This window comes from Calothrix sp. FACHB-168, assembly GCF_963889195.1.
Taxonomy (GTDB): domain Bacteria; phylum Cyanobacteriota; class Cyanobacteriia; order Cyanobacteriales; family Nostocaceae; genus Aulosira; species Aulosira anomala_A.
The window spans coordinates 186,729-205,454 of record NZ_CAWPNJ010000085.1 but is presented as its reverse complement, the minus strand read 5'-3'; the positions used below and the strand labels follow the sequence as shown (position 1 = coordinate 205,454).

Here is an 18,726-nt window from a genome sequence, read left to right as displayed (position 1 = left end):
AAGCGATCGCCTAAAATGGAATCCATTCCAACTGATCTATCCATTCTTCTGCCTCAGTAGTTTCCCAAACTAGCAAAAGTTCTTGTGCAAGTTGACCTATTGGTATTCTCGGACGCACCCAGAATAATCCCCAAATATGTCTATTTTCTGCCCAATGTGCTTCGATATGTGCTGGCATACTAGTACGATTATCTGTTACCAACAACCTTTGAGATAATTCTAGATAACGTAACACATCGGGGTCTAAAGTTCCTAGTTCTGGTGCATTATTCTCTCCTACACGCACAATATCTATAGCAGGGTTTAACCGCAGAACTGCTACTTTTAACCGGGGTGACAAATTTTCATCGAGTAAAAAGCGAACCTTCACAAAGCGCCTACCTGCTGTTCAGTTTTTTGAGATTTTAATGTTCTCAGACGTTGCACTAATGCTGAAGGATTAGCAATAGATTCTTGATAACGCTGCTCGCGCCATGATGCTAAACGTAAAAGATAAGCGTCAATTTGTGCGCGATTATGGAGGTAGTAAGTAATAGTAGCGTGAATTTGCTCTAAAGTCAGAGTGGGTAGATTTGCAACAATTTCTTCGGGTGTATATCCTTCTAAATAATAGTCAAGTACATTGTCAATGCCGATGCGGTGTCCTTTCAAGCGAATATCATCGGCAGAGATAAAGTCAAAATAATCTTCTAATTGCATCGCTTCACGGTTAATTCTAGTTGCTTGCTCTATTATCTCGTTTCACAGCTTTCTAGTTGCGATTTTTAACCTGCTGTGCGTTAGCGCTTGAGTAAAATTTTCTCTGGTATGGTGTGCGATCGCGATAATCTCATAAATATGGCTTGATGTTGGGTTTCGTTCCTCAACCCAACCTACACAGTTGCCGAAAAATGAAAAATTTGTATTGCACTCCAGTGTAAACCGCTATAATCAAAGGTTCAAAATCATCTATTGCCCATGATTGAAATTGACGGTTCCTACGGAGAAGGGGGCGGACAAGTTCTGCGTACCTCCTTGAGTTTAGCCGCTATCACTGGCGAAGCGATAACTATTGCAGGTATTCGCGCTAAACGTAAAAAGCCGGGATTAGCCGCCCAACATCTCACAGCAGTTAGGGCGGCGGCGAAAATCTGTCAGGCGCAACTCCGGGGCGATACCTTAGGTTCAATGCGGCTAGAATTTATTCCCAGTAGTGCAGTGCAACCAGGACAATATACTTTTGATGTCACAGAAGCACAACAAGGTGGTTCGGCTGGGGCGATGACTTTGGTATTGCAGACTGTGCTGTTACCTCTAGCTTTAACAGCAGGGGAATCCCAAGTGATTTTAAAAGGCGGGACTCATGTACCTTTTAGTCCAACAATGACATACATTGAGCAAGTGTATTTACCAATGTTACGCCGCATGGGAGTTAAGGCGACAGCAAAGTTACGCGCTTGGGGTTGGTATCCGCAAGGCGGGGGCGAAATGCAGATTAAGGTCAATGGTGGTGGGACAATTAAAGGTATTACGTTACTAGAACGGGGTAGCTTACACCAAGTACGGGGACTAGCTGTGGTGACGGAATTAGCTTCCCATATTGCGCAACGGATGGCGAATCGTACAGAAAATTTATTGCGTCAAGCGGGATTAAAACCTGCTATCGAAGCTTTGCGGGAAAAGGGAATTGCACCAGGGGCAGGTGTATTTTTAACTGCTGAGTATAAAAATAGCTTAACGGGATTTGGTGGTTTTGGACGTTTGCGCTTACCTGCTGAGAAAGTTGCAGATATTGCATGTCGGCAATTATTACACTTTCATCACACAGGCGCGCCAGTTGACGAACATTTAGCAGATCAATTATTGTTACCTGCAACTTTAGCATCTGGCGCTAGTCAGTACCGCGCCTCAGAGATTAGCAGTCATTTAACCACCAATGCGGCAATTATTGAACGCTTTGGTATAGCCAAGATTACAGTGGATGAAACCGAGAAAATAGTTGCGATCGCACCTGTATAAAATTAGTAGCAGATATATTTCCTAGGGGACAAAGGGGACAAGGGGGACAAGGGGGACAAGGAAGATTACTGACTATTGACTATTGACTATTGACAAACTTCCCCAGTTATCTTTAATTGCACCAACCTAATTACTAATTCAAGTGACATAAGCATATTGATTTTTCAACCGCATAACAACTTATCTGTAAAGCAATTATGAAACTGACAATTGAATTAACAAAATCACTTTTAAACACGGAACTTCTTAGATAAACAAAAACCGCCCAAATTAACTTGAGAGCGGTTTTGAGATAGAAGTAATATATGGGGGCTTCATAGTTGTATGCCCCAGTTTCGGTATAAATCGTTCTGTATATAAGGGTATACAGATTGATTTTGACTGGTTCCGGAAAAAACTCCAGGTTAATGCAAAAATATAGCTGGAAAATGGGAATTGAGCATTGGGCAGAGACGCGATTCATCGCGTCTGTACAATTGTCTCGCTTGTCCTCCTTGTCCCCCTTACCGTGCCAAGAAATTTATCGCTAGATTGATGCTTAAGGGTACATTAGAATGTGAACTACCTACAGTGACGCTTCGCGTACACTGTAGGCTTCCTGTCCAACAGAAAGCGCAGTAGTGGATTTCTTGCGTCCTCCCTTACTCCGACTTACATCTGGGCGACAGGCTTTATCCCCCGTTCCAGAGGAGCCAGCGCCGTGGGCGGGTTTCCCGACTTGAGGCGACTGGCATGTCAAAATCCGTAGTCCCTCATCTCTGAGGTTAATAGCTGCGTTTACATCCCGATCATGTTTTGTATGGCAGTGTTCGCAAGTCCAGAATCTTACATTTAGCGGCAAACTGCCAACTTGATTCAAGCACACATGACAGGTTTTTGAACTGGGGAAGAATCTATCAACTTCCTGATATACCTTCCCTTCCATTTCTGCCTTATATTTCAACATGGTGCAAAACATTCCCCATCCAACTTGATGGATAGACTTAGCCAAGCAATGATTTTGCATCATGCCTTTAACATTAAGATTTTCCACAACAATAACTTGGTTTTCGTTAACTATCCTACGAGATAGCTTGTGCAGAAAATCTTCACGACAGTTAGTTATTTTCCTATGAACTCTAGCAACTTTTTTCCTAGCCTTGATTCGATTTTGAGAACCTTTCTGTTTTCTAGATAGCTGTTGCTGTTTAAGTTTTAAATTCTTCTCGTGCTTGTTGAGTATTCTAGGATTGTCAAATTTTGACCCATCACTGGTAATAGCAAAGTGAGTTAATCCCAAATCAATACCTATTGCCTTGCCATCTGTGTTTGGGGAAGGCTCGTCTATACCATCATCAAATAGAATGGACGCAAAGTATTGGTTGGAACAGTTTTTAGATATGGTTACAGTCTTAACTTTCCCCTCAATTGGTCTATGAATTATTGCTGATACATCGCCTATTTTTGGGAGGCTTAAATAACTATCCGCAACTTTGACCCTTCGGCTTCGCTCAGGGTCAAGATTGAGCGAAGTCGAAATCTTGACATTTTGAGGGTACTGTATTGACTGCTTACCATGTTTAGATTTGAATCTAGGGTATTTAGCTCTTTTTTCAAAGAAATTATTAAAAGCTACTCCCAAATTCAAACAAGCCTGTTGCAAGCATTGTGAATATGTCGAAGTTAGCCATTCATACTCTTTCTTTAACTGGGGAATTATCTTTTTAACTTCGTATCCAGACAAACCCTTGCCAGTTTCTTTATATGTTTGGTTCATCAAGTTCAAGCAATAATTCCATAGCCAACGACAACAGCCAAAAGCTTGCGCTAGAGACTGTTGTTGTTGGGCATCTGGATATAATCTAACTTTGACAACCTTTAACATATTAGAGTAAACGATGTTCTCTATAAAAGAGAATAACACAAGATTTGTACCCCTTCTGGGAAGCAAGCTACGTTTCCTCCATGTTCTGCTAAGAGTTCTTCCTGCAGAAGAATTTGGTCACATAACTGTCGTTAACTCACGCGCAATTCATCTCACGCCTCACCCGAAGGGGAGCGTGAGATGAATTGCTGTTTAAGCTAAACTAGTACGGGCGCACTATTGTGAGTAGAGAATGTCTGATTTAATTTTATTTTGGCATCGTCGGGATTTACGAATTGCAGATAACACAGGACTAGCGGCAGCGCGGCAACAAAGTTCTCAGGTAGTGGGGGTATTTTGTCTCGATCCGAATATTCTGGAAGGGGATGATGTTGCACCTGTGCGCGTAACTTATATGATTGGCTGTTTGCAAGCTTTACAACAGCGATATGCGCAAGTAGGTAGTCAACTGTTAATTTTGCGAGATAATCCTGTAAAAGCCATTCCCAGGCTAGCTGCGGCGTTAAATGCCAAAGCTGTATTTTGGAATTGGGATGTAGAACCTTATTCTCAAGAACGCGATCGCAATATAATTGATGCTCTTAAAGAAAAAGGTATCGGATTTTTAGAAAAAAATTGGGATCAAATTCTGCATACACCAGAAGAAATTTTTACAGGTAGTAATAATGCTTACACTGTTTACACGCCTTTCTGGAAAAATTGGATTAGTAAACCTAAAGCCAAACCAGTAGAAACTCTACATGATGTCGCAGGTTTAACACCAGAACAACAAGAAATAGCTAAACAAGCAGGCGCGATCGCATTACCCACAGCTAAAGATTTAGGATTTATTTGGGATGGTGGCTTAATTCTTCCCCCAGGAGAAGCCGCAGCGCAAAAGCGGCTTGAGGAATTTACTCATGCTGCTATCAACGAATATCAAGAACAACGCAACTTTCCCGCCGTTGAGGGTACATCTCAACTGAGTGCAGCTTTCAAATTTGGTGCTATTGGGATTCGCAGCGTTTGGCAAGCTACCCTAGAAGCATTAGAAAATAGCCGCAGCGAAGAAACTGAAGCTAATATCCGCACTTGGCAACAGGAATTAGCATGGCGAGAATTTTATCAACATGCAATGTATCATTTCCCAGAATTAGCCGATGGCGCATATCGCAACACTTTTAAAAATTTCCCTTGGGATGATAACGACGAACATTTTCAAGCCTGGTGCGAAGGTAGAACAGGCTACCCCATTGTTGATGCAGCTATGCGACAAATGAATGAGATTGGTTGGATGCATAACCGTTGTCGGATGATTGTTGCTAGTTTTCTCACCAAAGATTTATTAATTAATCCCAAATTGGGCGAGAAATATTTTATGCAACGGCTAATTGATGGCGATTTATCTGCTAATAATGGTGGTTGGCAATGGAGTGCTTCTAGCGGTATGGACGCGAAACCATTGCGAATTTTTAACCCAGCTAGCCAAGCTCAGAAATTTGATGCCGATGGCGAATATATCCGTCAATGGTTACCAGAATTGCGTTCTCTAGATACGGAATATTTAGTAACAGGTAAAATCACGCCTTTAGAACGTCGCGCTGTTGGTTACCCAGACGCAATTGTGGATCATAATCAACGCCAAAGGCAGTTTAAAAACCGCTATCAACAGCAAAAAGAGGTGGTGGGGTAAAGTGATAATCAAGTTTGTAGTCAGCAGATATGGCACTCAAAACTGTATAAGTACCTAAACAAAATATTGACCGTCATTGCGAGCGGAGCGAAGCAATCCTAGCCATTGCGATTGTTTAAATTCGTTACTCTTCGGGAAAACCAAAGGCGAACGCGACATTCGCAATGACTAATACCAATTTAATATGAAGTTGCATATATCTAGATCCCCCTAAATCCCCCTTAAAAAGGGGGACTTTGATTCTTTTCCCCCCTTAAAAAAGGGGGGCTAGGGGGGATCGAATTCTATGCAGCCTCATAAAAAATCGGTATAACATTATGTAATTAATTATGTTTAACTACCTAGCAAGTTAAAAAACGGTTGTGACAGATAGATCCCTCAAAAGACTGGTCAAAAGCCTTACACAATCCAAAATCTAAAATATAAAATAGTAGTACGTTCAAATTAACAAAATTTTCTAACGTACAGCGATTTTAAATAAGTAAGCCATAAATACTAGGGTGGGCATTGCTACTTCTGTCATGATGGTTAACAAATCTAAAAAATTAAATTCCAAAAATTTTTAAGTATATATACTTATTGAAATTACATACTTTATACTATATCCTCATATATATTTTGCTTAAAATTGTTGTTCGCTAAAATTATATTAATTCAATTAAATATTACATGTGGCAGACATTAGTAATTGACCAAAGCCATATTAATCAAAAGATTGATATTTTTAAAACAGCATTGCGTGATGATTCACAGACAGAACAATTAATTGTTCAAAAGTACATAATACATGGAACTCCTTATGTTTTTAAAGACGATGAGGGCAAATACTTTGATCTCAAACATGAAATTGCAACTCATTTTGAAGAGAGACCTGAGTGTGTACTTATGGTTGGTTCCGCTAAATTAGGCTTTAGTATAGCTCCAAATAAATTATGGAATTCATTTTCCGAAGAATCAGATATAGATATAGCTATTATATCTAGAGATATTTTTGAAAAATTTTGGGCAGAATTGTATGATTTCGATATAGGTTTGATATCTAGAACTGAGAGGGAAGAACAAAGATATAAAAAATTCTTGAAATATTTCTTCAAAGGTTGGCTCAGACCAGATTTATTTCCATTTAAATATTCTCGCACGAATGAGTGGTTTGAATATTTCAAATCAATTTCTTATAAATATACACCCCAAAAAATAGCTGGAGCTATTTATTATAATTCTAATCTGTTTGAAAAATATCATATGCAGAATATAAAAAACCTTAGACAGGAGAATCGTTAAGATGAGTAAAAATGGTATAGCAACTAATAAAAAAGTTTTAGATTTATTCAATATGATGAAAAATGGTACTTTAATACTTGCTCCATCTTTTCAACGCAAGCTTGTATGGAATGATGCACATAAAGAAAAATTTATAGAAACAATTTTATTAAAACTACCTTTTCCTGAAATATATTTGGCTGATGGTGAAATTGATCTTGATACCCAAACATCAAAAACACTAGTAGTAGATGGACAACAAAGATTAAGTACAATCTACCAATATGTTACTGCATCACCGGAATTTACTATTAAAAATATAAATAAATATGAAAATTTAACTACACAGGAAAAAACTGATTTCTTCGATTATACCGTTGTCGTCAGGGACTTAGGAAGAATCCCTGAAAGTGAAATTCGTGAAGTTTTTAAAAGAATAAACTCTGTACAATATGCACTAAATGCAATAGAAATTAGCAACTCATTATATGAAGGTGAGTTTATTACAACTGCTAAAGATATTCTAGAAAACAATGCTATTTTTACAAATCTAGAGGTGTTTAGTGAAGGTGAATTTTCGCGGATGAAAGATTTGGAATATGTATTGCTAATTATGTCAACAATAGAAGAAGGGGGGTATTTTGCTAGTGATAAAGAAGTAAAGACATATGTAGAGAAGTATAATAATGAATATACAAATAAAAATTTGATGTTGAATAATTTTCATGAAGTATCTAAATTAATTATTGCGTGTAATATTCCTTCAGATAGTTTATGGATTAAGAAATCTAGTTTATTTACTTTAATTGTTGAATTAATAAAAATTAAAAACAAGTATGGTTACTTACCTAAAGAAGAAACTTTAATTCATGATTTAAATTCTTTAGAAGAACAACTATACAACAATAAGAAAGAAGATGTATCTATAAATATGTTCGCTCAATATTATTATTATACACATCAAGGTACTGCTAGTAGAAAAGGGCGTAATGTTCGTGGTCAACTTATAAATAGAATTTTAGAAGCAAGTATGAATGTAAAGTAGCGAATTTTATAAAATTTATGTTTATCTAGCATAGCACTCACTAAAATAAGAGAGATTGTACCAATACGATCTCACTCTTTAACTTCCATACTCACCTAGATTAAGACTCCAGACTTTATATGAGCTATTTGATTAGCTTCTAAACTTTGATGGCGGTGTGAAAACTCTTCAAATAATTCAAAGAATTTATCTAATGCATCACTTTCATCTTCAGAATAGAACAAAATAATTCGACTCCAAGATTGAGTATTAACTTGATTAAATCTTTGCTCTATCCATTCTTGAAACTCTTCAAAATCTTGTTCTTGCTCTGTAGGTTCAATACCAATTTCGCGGCGAGCAAAAGTGTACGCATCTAAAAAGACCTGTAAATGACTTAATGAACGCTTGCCTAAATACAAAGATGGTCTTTTTTTAACTTTTTGCAGCAATTCATAAAATTTAGACATACCTAACCTCAATATTCAAGAAAAACATTTTTAGAATTCAATCTGGCTTAGTACAGCTTTGCATAAAATCTTGATGAATTGAGGGTTAACATTTAAACGTATAGGCGCTTCGCTTTCCCGCAAGGTAGGTACGCGGAGGATTTGTGAGGAATTAAGGAAAATTTGGATTTAGTTAAATTTGGAGTTATTTTGTGCGGTTCTAGTATTAGCGCTAAAATCTCGTTATATCTGTCAATATCAATACTATGAGCGTACAACCAGAGTTTAATATTTGCGTGTTTTGCGGTTCTCAATCTGGAACTAACCCTGCATATCAAAATATTGCCGCTACCTTGGGTAAGAGTATGGCAAAACGCCAAATTGGTTTAGTATATGGTGGCGCTTCTATTGGATTGATGGGTACAATTGCAACTGAATGTCTGAATGCTGGCGGTTATGTTGTTGGAGTTATGCCAGAAATTCTCATGTCTTATGAAATTGCTCATCCTGGATTATCTTCACTCATAACCACAAATAGTATGCACGATCGCAAAGCTATGATGTACAAATTATCAAATGCTTTTGTGGCGCTTCCTGGTGGTGTTGGTACATTAGATGAATTATTTGAAATTGTTACTTGGGCGCATCTTGATATGCATAAAAAACCTATCATTTTGCTAAATATTGCTGGATTTTTTAATACTTTACTTGCATATCTTGACCATACAGTTAAAGAAGGATTTGTATCAGATAAAGTTCGCTCTTTAATACATGTTTATGATGATGTAGAAATAATGCTAGATAATCTTCAGCCAGAAAATTATTTAGGAGATAGTGGTATTTCTGTGACTTCCTTACAACAATCTCTAGATGAATATTCACTACTTACAGAAGAGTTAAATAATTAATTTATTAACACAGAAGCACATTCCAGGCTTGAATTTACAGAGATGATTTGATTACTTTACTATTTCACTACAATCTTCTATCTTTAGCTTGTCTGGAAGTCGCTTCTAAAAAATCGGTAAACACTTGAGTAAATTTATGTATTCCCTCGCTACCGCCAGCAATTAAGCCTCCGGTTAAGAAAGCATCAAAACAGCGAAATATAATTAGTTGAATAGGATTATTAGCATCAAGTATGATTAGTGGTTCTAAGGAGCGAATACCGATGGCGCTAATTAGTAAACCACATAAAAGCGATGTCCATAACGCAATTATTCTTGTATTAGATTTATAAGCTAAACGTTGACGCTCTATAGTATTTAAATTGTTAATTATATTATTTAATTCATCAATATATACTTTGATTTGTGAGGAAGCATCTATAGGGATTGGCGGATAATCTTGAATCAATTGCTGTTCTAAAGTAGTTCCGCCTGATTGATTAACTTGTATAGGATTGGGTTCTATATAAGGAATTTGAGTTTGTTGTTGCTCTGCAATTAGTTTTCTTTTCTCAGTAAGCAGGAAATTTTGTTGCTGAATACTCACTTCTAATTGTTCTGTGGTGGGGCCTCGCCAAGTGGTGATAAAAACTTCTAAGGAACGCTCTAATAATAAAGAAATAAAAAATGGTAACGCAAGTAACTGCATAATATCATCAAATCCAAAGGGTCTTAACGCTAAAGGACGTTGTGATAACCAAGCAGTAAAAGTTACCAATAAAAAGCTAATAACTATTAAGAAAATAAATAATGGAGATTCCAGAGAAAGTTTGAGCAACATTTCTATATTCCTGTTCTGTTCCACAATATCTAAGACGGAGGGAAATGTAGAACAGCAGGAAGAAATGGAGATTGTTGATTGTTGACTGTTGATTGTTGACTGTTGATTGTTGACTGTTGACTGCGCCGCACTGAGCCTGTCGAAGTGTTGACTATTGACTAATTAAATTCCTGCGCCATCAAGAAAGTCTTCAATTACACGATCGCTCTCTGAATGGCTAGTATCAATTACTGCTTCATCTACTTCAATTGGCGATACATTCGGCTCAGTTTGTAGCTGTTCTAGCTGTTTTTCTAAGTCTTTGACTCGTTCAAATAAGGCGCGGATGGCTTCTGCTTCTACGTCCCGGACTTTACCATGTGCGAGAATATCGCCATTGGCGTTGTTCTGGCGAGTGATTCTTCCGGGAATACCTACGACGGTGGTATCGCTGGGTACATCGCGCAAAACTACCGAACCTGCACCGACACGGACGCGATCGCCTATTTGAATATTTCCCAAAACTTTTGCGCCTGCTCCTACTACTACATGGCTACCTATTGTGGGATGGCGTTTACCAGTCTCTTTTCCTGTCCCACCAAGGGTTACGCCTTGATATATCAGCGCATAATCACCGACAATTGCTGTCTCGCCAATTACTACCCCCATACCGTGATCGATAAATACACCCTTACCAATGACTGCACCAGGGTGAATTTCAATCCCCGTTAAAAATCGGCTGATATGGGAAATAAATCGTGGAAAGAAGGGAACCCCGATTTTATAGAGCCTATGGGCTAGGCGATGAAATAGCAAGGCTTGTAACCCAGGATAACAAAACAATACCTCTAGCCAGTTACGCGCTGCGGGGTCGCGCTCATATATGGTTCGCAAATCAGTTAGTAACATACATCCCTTGAGTGAGAAGGTCTTTGATGGGCGAGGATTGGGAATTTTTCTAAATCTTCTAACTATTTATAAAAATTTTATAAGATAATCTACGGTAAGTCGATAGGTATACGTACAATTTTCGTTGTAAATAGGCGATCGCATACTATACTTTTAACAGCAGAATTTTACGCTAAATCAATCGACCTACCGTATTATATTGATTAAAGACTTGAACACTCAAACCTACGCCCTGCTGGATCTGTCGTCCAAAGTCGAATACGCACTGCTAGCGCTTTTAGAGTTAGCAGGTAACCACAGTAAAAAAGTCCCTCTAACCATGAGTGAGATTACAGCCAAGCAACCCATACCGGAACGCTATCTAGAACAAATTTTGACCAACCTGCGGCGTGCTGGTTTGGTGCAAAGTCAACGCGGCTCTAAAGGGGGTTTTCTCTTAGTGCGGGAGCCTTGGCAGATTACTTTATTGGAGATTGTGACTGTGGTGGAAGGCGAACGCAAAGACAAAGACAATTCAACATCCCCCACCCTGGAAAGAAGCCTCGTGCATGAAGTCTGGGAACAAGCTAATACAGCCTCGATAGAGGTGTTAAAAAGCTACACACTCCAAGATTTATGCCAGCAAAGAGAGGCTCGTTTACAACAGAGTCCCATGTATTACATTTAGTTACGCAGGAGTACCCTGATGCGGATAGCGAAAGACATCACACAGTTAGTCGGACGGACGCCTTTAGTTCAATTAAATAAGATTCCCCAATCAGCAGGCGCAGTGGCGCAAATTTTGGTGAAGCTAGAAAGCATGAACCCAGCTTCGTCTGTGAAAGACAGAATTGGTGTCAGCATGGTGGAAGCCGCAGAACAAGCCGGTTGGATAGAACCGGGAAAAACAACTTTAGTCGAGCCTACCTCTGGAAATACAGGTATTGCTTTGGCAATGGTCGCAGCCGCTAAGGGCTACCATCTTATTCTAGCGATGCCCGATACAATGAGCCAGGAACGGCGGGCAATGCTGAAAGCTTATGGGGCGCAATTAGAGTTAACACCAGGGGTAGAAGGAATGCGGGGAGCGATCGCTCGTGCAGAGCAAATTGTCGCCAAAACGCCCAATGCCTATATGTTGCAGCAATTCCGCAACCCAGCTAATCCCAAAATTCATGCTTTAACCACCGCAGAAGAAATTTGGGCGGATACAGATGGACAAGTAGATATTCTCATTGCTGGCGTGGGTACTGGCGGGACAATCACAGGCGTTTCCGAAGTGATTAAACAACGCAAACCCAGCTTTAAAGCCATTGCCGTTGAACCCATTAACAGCCCAGTATTGGCTGGTGGTAAACCAGGCCCCCATAAAATTCAAGGAATCGGCCCCGGATTTGTCCCCGCTATTTACCGTCCAGATTTGGTAGATGAAATTATTGAAGTTACAGACGAACAGGCGATTTCTTATAGCCGTCGTCTAGCCAAAGAAGAAGGGTTACTATCAGGTATTTCGGCTGGTGCGGCTTTATATGCTGCAATCGAAGTAGCCAAACGTCCAGAAAATGCAGGTCGTCTCATTGTCATGGTACAACCCAGCTTTGGCGAACGCTATCTCAGCACCTCATTGTTTAGAGATCCAGAGGAAAGTGAATGGTTAAGTAAAGTCTAAAACTTCAATTCAGACTGATTTACTGGGTATTTTTAGCATTTTTTGACATCAAACCCTGATAAAAAATCACTATATAGGACTTACGCTAAAAATCTAAGAAATTCTCCTTTCTCTGCCGCCTCAGCAGTAATCTTAGGTAAGTCCTGCTATAGGAATTTTCATAAAGCAAATTAACTTTGAGAAAGCGCCGCACAACTTAAGGGACTTCCAAGTAAAAAAATATTCCATTACTATGGTTGACGGTTGACGGTTGACGGTTCACAGTTAACAGTCAACCGTCAACCGTCAACGTTTAACGGAATAATTTATTTTTTGGAGTTCCCTAACTGCATCTGTGTATTTGCTGCACAACCGGAAGCAATTTGCTCAACAGCATCTACGCTATATCTACCTCGATTGGGTTAGCAAAATTTCTCCAATGGGAGGAGTATCGATCACGGCATCATGCTTAGCATGGACTTATTGGGGTTTGGCAACTGTTCTGACGACATGCCATTTATTGTCAGGATCGCTGCCAAACCCCTGAAATAGTGACAACAATGAAAACAATGAAAACGTTTCTCGAAAGAGCCGCATTGCTCCTGGCTCTGCCTATCTGTATCTTCGGTCATTTCTCCTTGCCTGCTGCTGCTGATTCTACGGCTGACCTGATCTTGAGTACTCAATGCCAGGGTGGTTACAACATTGATATTTGGCAAAATTATCAATCTGGTGAACTACTGTATCGTGCCACCAGCCCTAACAGTAATTTAAGTTTGGGTAGTGGAATCAGCCAAGCGACAGAAGGTGTTCGAGTGTACAAGTTTCGCAATGGTGATTATGAGTATTGGGTGTGGGATGGTACGTTAGATGATTCGCAGGCTGGTACGTTAGAGGTCTATCAAAACAACCGTATTCTAATGCGACAAGCTTGTACGAGGAGCTGAACTTGATTCATGAGTGGCAATTTACTTGTATTGTCTTTGCTCCTAACGCAAGAGAACAAAATCCTGTAGAAGATGTTTGGTTACAAGCTAAGAATTTCTTGCGAAAGTTTTGGCATCTATATAAATCTTTTCGTGTTGTTAAGTAGCTATTCAAATTCTTTACTAATCACCAAAAATTTTGATTTTCCCAAAGTCCAACAATATATGCCTTGTTCGTAACTCATACACGGATTGCTATAGCACGGATTTACTCTACAACTGCAAGCATCGGTAAGAGCAAGCTCCATGACTACTAACCTGCTCAACTCGCTCGAACTCAGCCAACAGTTCAATAAAACGTTGATGTTCTCCAGTCGGCAAATGAACTGGAAGCTAACTGGTATGGGCTGACCCGCCGCCAAATCCTGAACTATCGGCAACGATGACCAGCAACTAGATCCAAGCACCCCATGCACACCCATAGAGGAAACGGAGATGAAGATGCAAAATACCGCAAGAACGGAGGGAATCACAGCAGAAGCGAAAAAAGTTACCTACCTGGAGGCTGCCCGGTGGGGTAAGCATCGGGGGTGGCGGTATGTTCTGGGGCTGATGATCATCCTCTTTGCCTGGATGCTCGTTGCTAACTTCGCCAGTGCGATCGTCGCGCTTGCGCTCGGCGGCAAAGAGGGTGTCGCGGCTTTCGGTCGGCTGGATTATGCCGCATTCGGTCGGGTGGGGGGCTTTGTCGTGAGCATGGCGGGTTTTCCGGTCTTCCTCGCAGGAATTCTCATCGCCGTCACCCTTATCCACCAGCGTCATCCCCGGACGCTCGTCACGGCGAGGGAGAAGATCAGTTGGCGGCGCGTCGGTCACGGCTTTGTAGCTGGGTTTGTACCGTGGGTGCTGCTAGCCGGGCTGGGGCAGTACCTCCTTTACCCCGATAGCTTCTCTTTCAACTCCGACCTCAAGACGTTCGCGCTTTTCGTGCCGATCGCACTGGTCATCACCGCAATCCAGACGACCACTGAGGAGCTGTTCTTTCGCGGTTACATTGTGCAGGGTGCAAGCCTGATCTGGTCGAACCGCGTGTTTCTGGCGATCGTGTCAGCTGTGATCTTCACGCTGCCGCACGCCACTAATCCAGAGTCACAGGAGGGCGGCTGGATCGGGATGTTCGTCGGACTCTTCGTCGGCACGGGTTTGCTGTTTGCGATCGTTTCATTGATCGATGGCACCACCGAGCTTGCGATCGGCGCACACTTCGCCAACAACATCGCGTACTTTCTTTTGTTCAACTGGTCTGGAAGCTTCTTCACTACGCCAGCCCTGTTCAGCATCAGCGAGTACCATGCGAGATTCTACGACATCACCTCTCTCGTGCTGATTCCCGTTTTCCTGGTAATTGTTTTCCGGGTGTTCAAACGCGACGAGGCATCCGAACCCGTCCCCCAGAGCCATTGGCAGGGTCGTCGGTGACCCCGCCAAATCCTGAAACCATTAGTAACTGTCCACTTCGTTTTTAACCTGCCCTCGTTCCAGTTGATGGTGTTGTTCGCCAGCACGGGCTGATAAGACGGATCGGGTTTGATTTTGTGCTGAAAGTGGTCTTGATTAAAACAGGAGAAGCAGGATGATACAAGATAAAGTGGCTTTAATTAAGTACAAAGATTTTGCGCCTCGGATTACTGAACGGGGACCCTTTGGCGGAGCTTCCGATTACGAATCCTTCTCTGAGGTTGTGAGTGCTGTCAATCAGTGGATTGAAAGTACAACGATCCAGGTGATCAATGTTGAAACCGTTGTTTTACCCGATCGTATCGAAGGCACCAGTGATGATGTCTACGGAGTGACGACTAGTAATGGTTTCCACCCAGTGATGATCAGTCAGGGTCTTCCAATCAAATGCTTTCAATGTGTGCGTGTCTGGTACAGAGAATAAGCTGCACCGGAGAAGAAATAATGCAACGATCTACCTTGTTTACTTTCCTGTACCTTGCGCTGGGAGTTTGTCTGAGTGCGATCGCACTTGGATACCCAAACCTGCCTTCGGGTCTTCAAAGAAGCTTGTTCATCAGTGCAGGAACTTCCTACATTTTTTGTCTCCTCAGCACCTTCCCATTTTGGCGCGAGAGGACGATCCGCTTCTATCGCAGACGGAATTCAGCGGTAATTCTACCCTGGTTGGTGATGGGATTCTATATTGTTTGGATGATCTGGGAGGTTCAGAGTCAGAACTGGACGATGGAAGCCATTTTAGGAGCGTTTTCGCGGCTAATATTTGTCTTAGGGTTTGCAGAAATCATTGTGATTACATGGCAAGTGAATTCTGATTGACACTCCCCTGCCTAAAGGCGAGGGGATTCTGTAATCTACCTCGTCACTTGCTCTTAGGACTTACGCTAAAACTCTAAGAAATTCTCCTTTCTCTGCCGCCTCTGCGGTAATCTTAGGTAAGTCCTGCTATAGGAATTTTCATGAAGCAAATTAACTTTGAGAAAGCGCCGCACAAGTTAACTGCTGCTGTGTATTTGCGGGTGATGGCGCTGCTACTAACTCAATTTTGCCATCAACACGACGATGCCAAGCAGTAGCTTGCACAAGAGTTATTGGTAATGGAGGTATTTGTGCTGTAACTGCACCATTTTTCCGATATGCAGAGAGATTGCGGGTGTCAGACCAAGTGCGATCGCTCCTGAGTTCCTGTATCGGATTTTGCGGTATTCCACCCCGACCTGTAGCTACAAATTTACTACCAATATTTGCTGCACAACCGGAAGCAATTTGCTGCGATGAATCGGTGACATTCTCTGGTAGTTCGAGTAAACCAGAATTTGGATCGACACCAATTGTATTCACTTGGACATCACCACTCAGCCCAAATTGTGAACTAGCAGTGATGTCACTATTTGTTGTAGGTTGTGCTTGAAACTTTAACCCAAAGATACCTTGAGTGGTAATTTGGATATTGCCACCGCTTCCTAAAATAGCATTCGCCGAAATATCGCTGTTTTCAGTTGGTACAGCTACAATTGACCCCACATTAATATTAATGTTGCCACCTGTAGAAGCACTTAAAGCATTAGTGATAATTTTACTACCATGCCGTAATAGTAGAACATCATTGACATTGAGGTAGATGTTACCCTGACCGCCACCATTCACCTCAGAACGCAAGCTGGCGTTGTTGTCCAGGAAGAGGTTATTGGCTGTAATATTGAGGTTGCCTGCATCGCCATTGCCTGTATTACTGACAGTAATTAATGCATTATTTTTAACAATTAAATTGTCTGATGTGATATTTACAGACCCCGCAGCCAAGCTAGTAGCGGAGGATGCAGCGATCGCACTGGGCAGATAGCTACCATTAATTATGCTTTGGGACGTTCCTTGTATGTCAATATTTTTCACGTTGAGGTTAACACTACCAGCAGATCCCTGACCCAAGCTGGAGGAAGTGATCTGTCCACCGTTAAACACACGCAAGTTATCTGCTGTCAGGTTAATTGTCCCACCTTGACCAACAGCATCCTTACCGACTCCCACAGTAATACCACTCACCCCTTGGTTAAAAGTATTGATTACTGGGTCGCTAACTTCTACATCCTGAGCATTAATCTCTATATTTCCCGCTTGACCACTTCCTGTGACATCATTAGCCACAGAGCCACCTTTTGACAGCGTCAGGTGAGCAGTATTAATTAAAATATTGCCAGCTTGTCCTAATGTAAAAGGTTGAATTGAACTAATCACAGCACTGTTTGAGCCATCCACGCCCACTCCCGAAATTTCTAGTTTCTCGGAGGCTCGAATCACAATGTCTCCAGACTTACCAATGGTGGGAGACTCAGAAAAACCAGGGATATAAAAGCCGATCAAATCTGCACTAATAATACCACCATCAAGCAGACTCACCCTTTGAGCATCAATAGTTACCTTGCCATTTTCATTCGAGTGACCACCGCTAATTAAAGTAGTAATAGCGCTAGCAAAGTATAGACCTAAATCAGAACCTAGAAATGCGTATGGAAATCGATTGTAACCAGTAACTTCCACATCTGCCGCTTTAATATTAATATTTCCTGTTCTTGAGTTATTACTGGGGATGGGGCTAAAGGATATAAAGTCGAAGGGAGAACTTAGAGTAGACACAATCCAAGCTCCATTGGCTAAACGTAAACGCCCTGTTTCGACTGTAATATCTCCGGCTCTACCTTGATTCCCCACGACGCTAGTGTGTAAACCAGAGGTGGGATATTGTCCTGAGGCTGATGCGCCCAACAAATCTACAAATTCTGTAGTTTTAATGTTAATCCCTTGCCCTTTTCCTAAGGTTCCAGTGCTAGAACTGATTTGCGAACCGTCCTGAAGTGTCAAACCTCGCCCCCGAATGTTGATTGCTCCGCCATTCAAGCCGTTAGTCTGGATATATGAGGACTGTCTGAGCAAAATATTTCCCCAATCAGCCACAGCAGGGCTAGTGAGTTGTAATCCTGCTTGATTATTCAAACCTACTTCAGTATTTCTCAATGCCCATAATTCAACTCTGCCATTAGGATTAGTCAGATAAGTCTGATTAATATCGATATCACTACCAATCAGCGCTACAGTTTCCGCTTTGAATATTTGTGGGGAACCGTACAGGAAATTGGCTGGTGAGTTACCTTGGGTGCGAATCACTCCAGCATTTGCGCCTAGTTGCAATCCTATAGGTACACTCATTGTTAATAATGGTGGTGTTGCGGAGTTTACTGCACTAAATTCCACCCCATCAGCAAATTTGATACTACTCGCCGTTGTCCCCACAAACGCACCGCCAATATTTAGACTGGCATTCGCCCCAAATACAATCCCGGCTGGATTCAGCAAAAATAAACTTACTGAGTTATTGCTATTAATCGTGTCAATCAACCCGTCAATATGAGAAATATTTCCACCAGTTACCCGACTAAATATGGTTGTAATATTTGGTGTGTTAACTAAATCAAAGGTGGCTGTCTTACCAGTTGGGACAGAAAAATTACTGAAGCTATGAAATAAATTATTGCCTTGGTTGATACCATTAAGAATCGTAAACTTATTATCGCTAGAGTTGACAATAGTGTTAGTAGTACCATCAGATGTCACCTGAGCATGAGCATAGTTGTTATCGAGCAAAGTAGTTCCTAATAGCAGCATCAAACTTGCCAATAGGGGATTCAAGCCACTACAGCCAATAGAGAGCGATCGCATTCTCTAGCCTCCTTTATACGCAATTTAATATACCCAAATGCGTATATTTTTAAACACT

General features: G+C 41.1%; 17 protein-coding genes. 10 read left to right on the top strand and 7 right to left on the bottom strand.

The window, feature by feature from the left end; genetic code table 11:
• Nucleotides 1-10 precede the first annotated feature (10 nt).
• Together AACW45_RS36240 and AACW45_RS36235 are read right to left on the bottom strand one after the other, a co-directional pair.
• A complete protein-coding gene (locus AACW45_RS36240) occupies nucleotides 11-370 on the bottom strand; it encodes a DUF5615 family PIN-like protein (RefSeq protein WP_190630602.1) in 360 nt (119 codons plus the stop codon).
• Nucleotides 367-699 (bottom strand): DUF433 domain-containing protein, encoded by a 333-nt coding sequence (locus tag AACW45_RS36235; protein WP_190630601.1) that lies wholly within the window; start codon nucleotides 697-699, stop codon nucleotides 367-369. Before AACW45_RS36235 ends, AACW45_RS36240 begins: the two co-directional genes overlap by 4 nt.
• Nucleotides 700-957: 258 nt before the next feature.
• Between AACW45_RS36235 and rtcA the strand changes: the two genes are divergently transcribed.
• Complete coding sequence (gene rtcA, locus AACW45_RS36230) at nucleotides 958-1,998, top strand: RNA 3'-terminal phosphate cyclase (RefSeq protein ID WP_190630599.1); 1,041 nt, start codon at nucleotides 958-960, stop codon at nucleotides 1,996-1,998.
• Between the two features lie 565 nt (nucleotides 1,999-2,563).
• On the opposite strand, the gene AACW45_RS36225 is transcribed toward rtcA, so the two are convergent.
• Nucleotides 2,564-3,862, bottom strand: a complete 1,299-nt coding sequence (locus AACW45_RS36225; RefSeq protein ID WP_190630597.1) for an RNA-guided endonuclease InsQ/TnpB family protein — start codon at nucleotides 3,860-3,862, stop codon at nucleotides 2,564-2,566.
• Between the two features lie 232 nt (nucleotides 3,863-4,094).
• Here AACW45_RS36225 and AACW45_RS36220 point away from each other — a divergent pair, with 232 nt between their 5' ends.
• From AACW45_RS36220 to AACW45_RS36210, 3 genes are all read left to right on the top strand, one after another.
• Nucleotides 4,095-5,534 (top strand): deoxyribodipyrimidine photo-lyase, 8-HDF type, encoded by a 1,440-nt coding sequence (locus tag AACW45_RS36220; protein ID WP_190630596.1) that lies wholly within the window; start codon nucleotides 4,095-4,097, stop codon nucleotides 5,532-5,534.
• Nucleotides 5,535-6,203: 669 nt separating this feature from the next.
• On the top strand, nucleotides 6,204-6,815 hold the full coding sequence (locus AACW45_RS36215; protein WP_190630594.1) for a hypothetical protein: 612 nt from the start codon (nucleotides 6,204-6,206) through the stop codon (nucleotides 6,813-6,815).
• Nucleotide 6,816: 1 nt separating this feature from the next.
• Nucleotides 6,817-7,839 carry a DUF262 domain-containing protein gene (locus tag AACW45_RS36210; RefSeq protein WP_190630593.1) on the top strand — a complete coding sequence of 341 codons (1,023 nt, stop codon included), beginning with the start codon at nucleotides 6,817-6,819 and terminating at the stop codon, nucleotides 7,837-7,839.
• 95 nt (nucleotides 7,840-7,934) lie between these two features.
• On the opposite strand, the gene AACW45_RS36205 is transcribed toward AACW45_RS36210, so the two are convergent.
• Nucleotides 7,935-8,288, bottom strand: coding sequence for a hypothetical protein (locus AACW45_RS36205; RefSeq protein ID WP_190630591.1), 354 nt, complete (start codon nucleotides 8,286-8,288; stop codon nucleotides 7,935-7,937).
• Nucleotides 8,289-8,533: 245 nt separating this feature from the next.
• Here AACW45_RS36205 and AACW45_RS36200 point away from each other — a divergent pair, with 245 nt between their 5' ends.
• On the top strand, nucleotides 8,534-9,175 hold the full coding sequence (locus AACW45_RS36200; protein WP_190630589.1) for an LOG family protein: 642 nt from the start codon (nucleotides 8,534-8,536) through the stop codon (nucleotides 9,173-9,175).
• 67 nt (nucleotides 9,176-9,242) lie between these two features.
• Here the strand turns inward: AACW45_RS36200 and AACW45_RS36195 are convergent, their stop codons facing one another.
• A complete protein-coding gene (locus AACW45_RS36195) occupies nucleotides 9,243-9,995 on the bottom strand; it encodes a hypothetical protein (RefSeq protein WP_190630587.1) in 753 nt (250 codons plus the stop codon).
• A 162-nt stretch (nucleotides 9,996-10,157) separates the two neighbouring features.
• Complete coding sequence (gene cysE / locus AACW45_RS36190; protein ID WP_190630585.1) at nucleotides 10,158-10,883, bottom strand: serine O-acetyltransferase; 726 nt, start codon at nucleotides 10,881-10,883, stop codon at nucleotides 10,158-10,160.
• A gap of 211 nt (nucleotides 10,884-11,094) precedes the next feature.
• Between cysE and AACW45_RS36185 the strand changes: the two genes are divergently transcribed.
• The 5 genes from AACW45_RS36185 to AACW45_RS36165 all read left to right on the top strand — a co-directional run bounded on the left by AACW45_RS36185 (nucleotide 11,095) and on the right by AACW45_RS36165 (nucleotide 15,378).
• On the top strand, nucleotides 11,095-11,550 hold the full coding sequence (locus AACW45_RS36185; protein WP_242045576.1) for an RrF2 family transcriptional regulator: 456 nt from the start codon (nucleotides 11,095-11,097) through the stop codon (nucleotides 11,548-11,550).
• Between the two features lie 18 nt (nucleotides 11,551-11,568).
• Nucleotides 11,569-12,531, top strand: coding sequence for a cysteine synthase A (gene cysK, locus AACW45_RS36180; protein ID WP_190630582.1), 963 nt, complete (start codon nucleotides 11,569-11,571; stop codon nucleotides 12,529-12,531).
• Nucleotides 12,532-13,079: 548 nt separating this feature from the next.
• Nucleotides 13,080-13,457: a hypothetical protein gene (locus AACW45_RS36175; RefSeq protein WP_190630581.1), complete on the top strand. Its 378-nt coding sequence runs from the start codon at nucleotides 13,080-13,082 to the stop codon at nucleotides 13,455-13,457.
• A 474-nt stretch (nucleotides 13,458-13,931) separates the two neighbouring features.
• On the top strand, nucleotides 13,932-14,915 hold the full coding sequence (locus tag AACW45_RS36170) for a CPBP family intramembrane glutamic endopeptidase (RefSeq protein ID WP_190630579.1): 984 nt from the start codon (nucleotides 13,932-13,934) through the stop codon (nucleotides 14,913-14,915).
• Nucleotides 14,916-15,069: 154 nt separating this feature from the next.
• A complete protein-coding gene (locus AACW45_RS36165; protein ID WP_190630577.1) occupies nucleotides 15,070-15,378 on the top strand; it encodes a hypothetical protein in 309 nt (102 codons plus the stop codon).
• Between the two features lie 545 nt (nucleotides 15,379-15,923).
• Here AACW45_RS36165 and AACW45_RS36160 read toward each other — a convergent pair.
• Entirely contained in the window at nucleotides 15,924-18,668 is a 2,745-nt protein-coding gene (locus AACW45_RS36160; RefSeq protein WP_190630575.1) for a two-partner secretion domain-containing protein, read from the bottom strand.
• Between the last annotated feature and the right edge of the window lie 58 nt (nucleotides 18,669-18,726).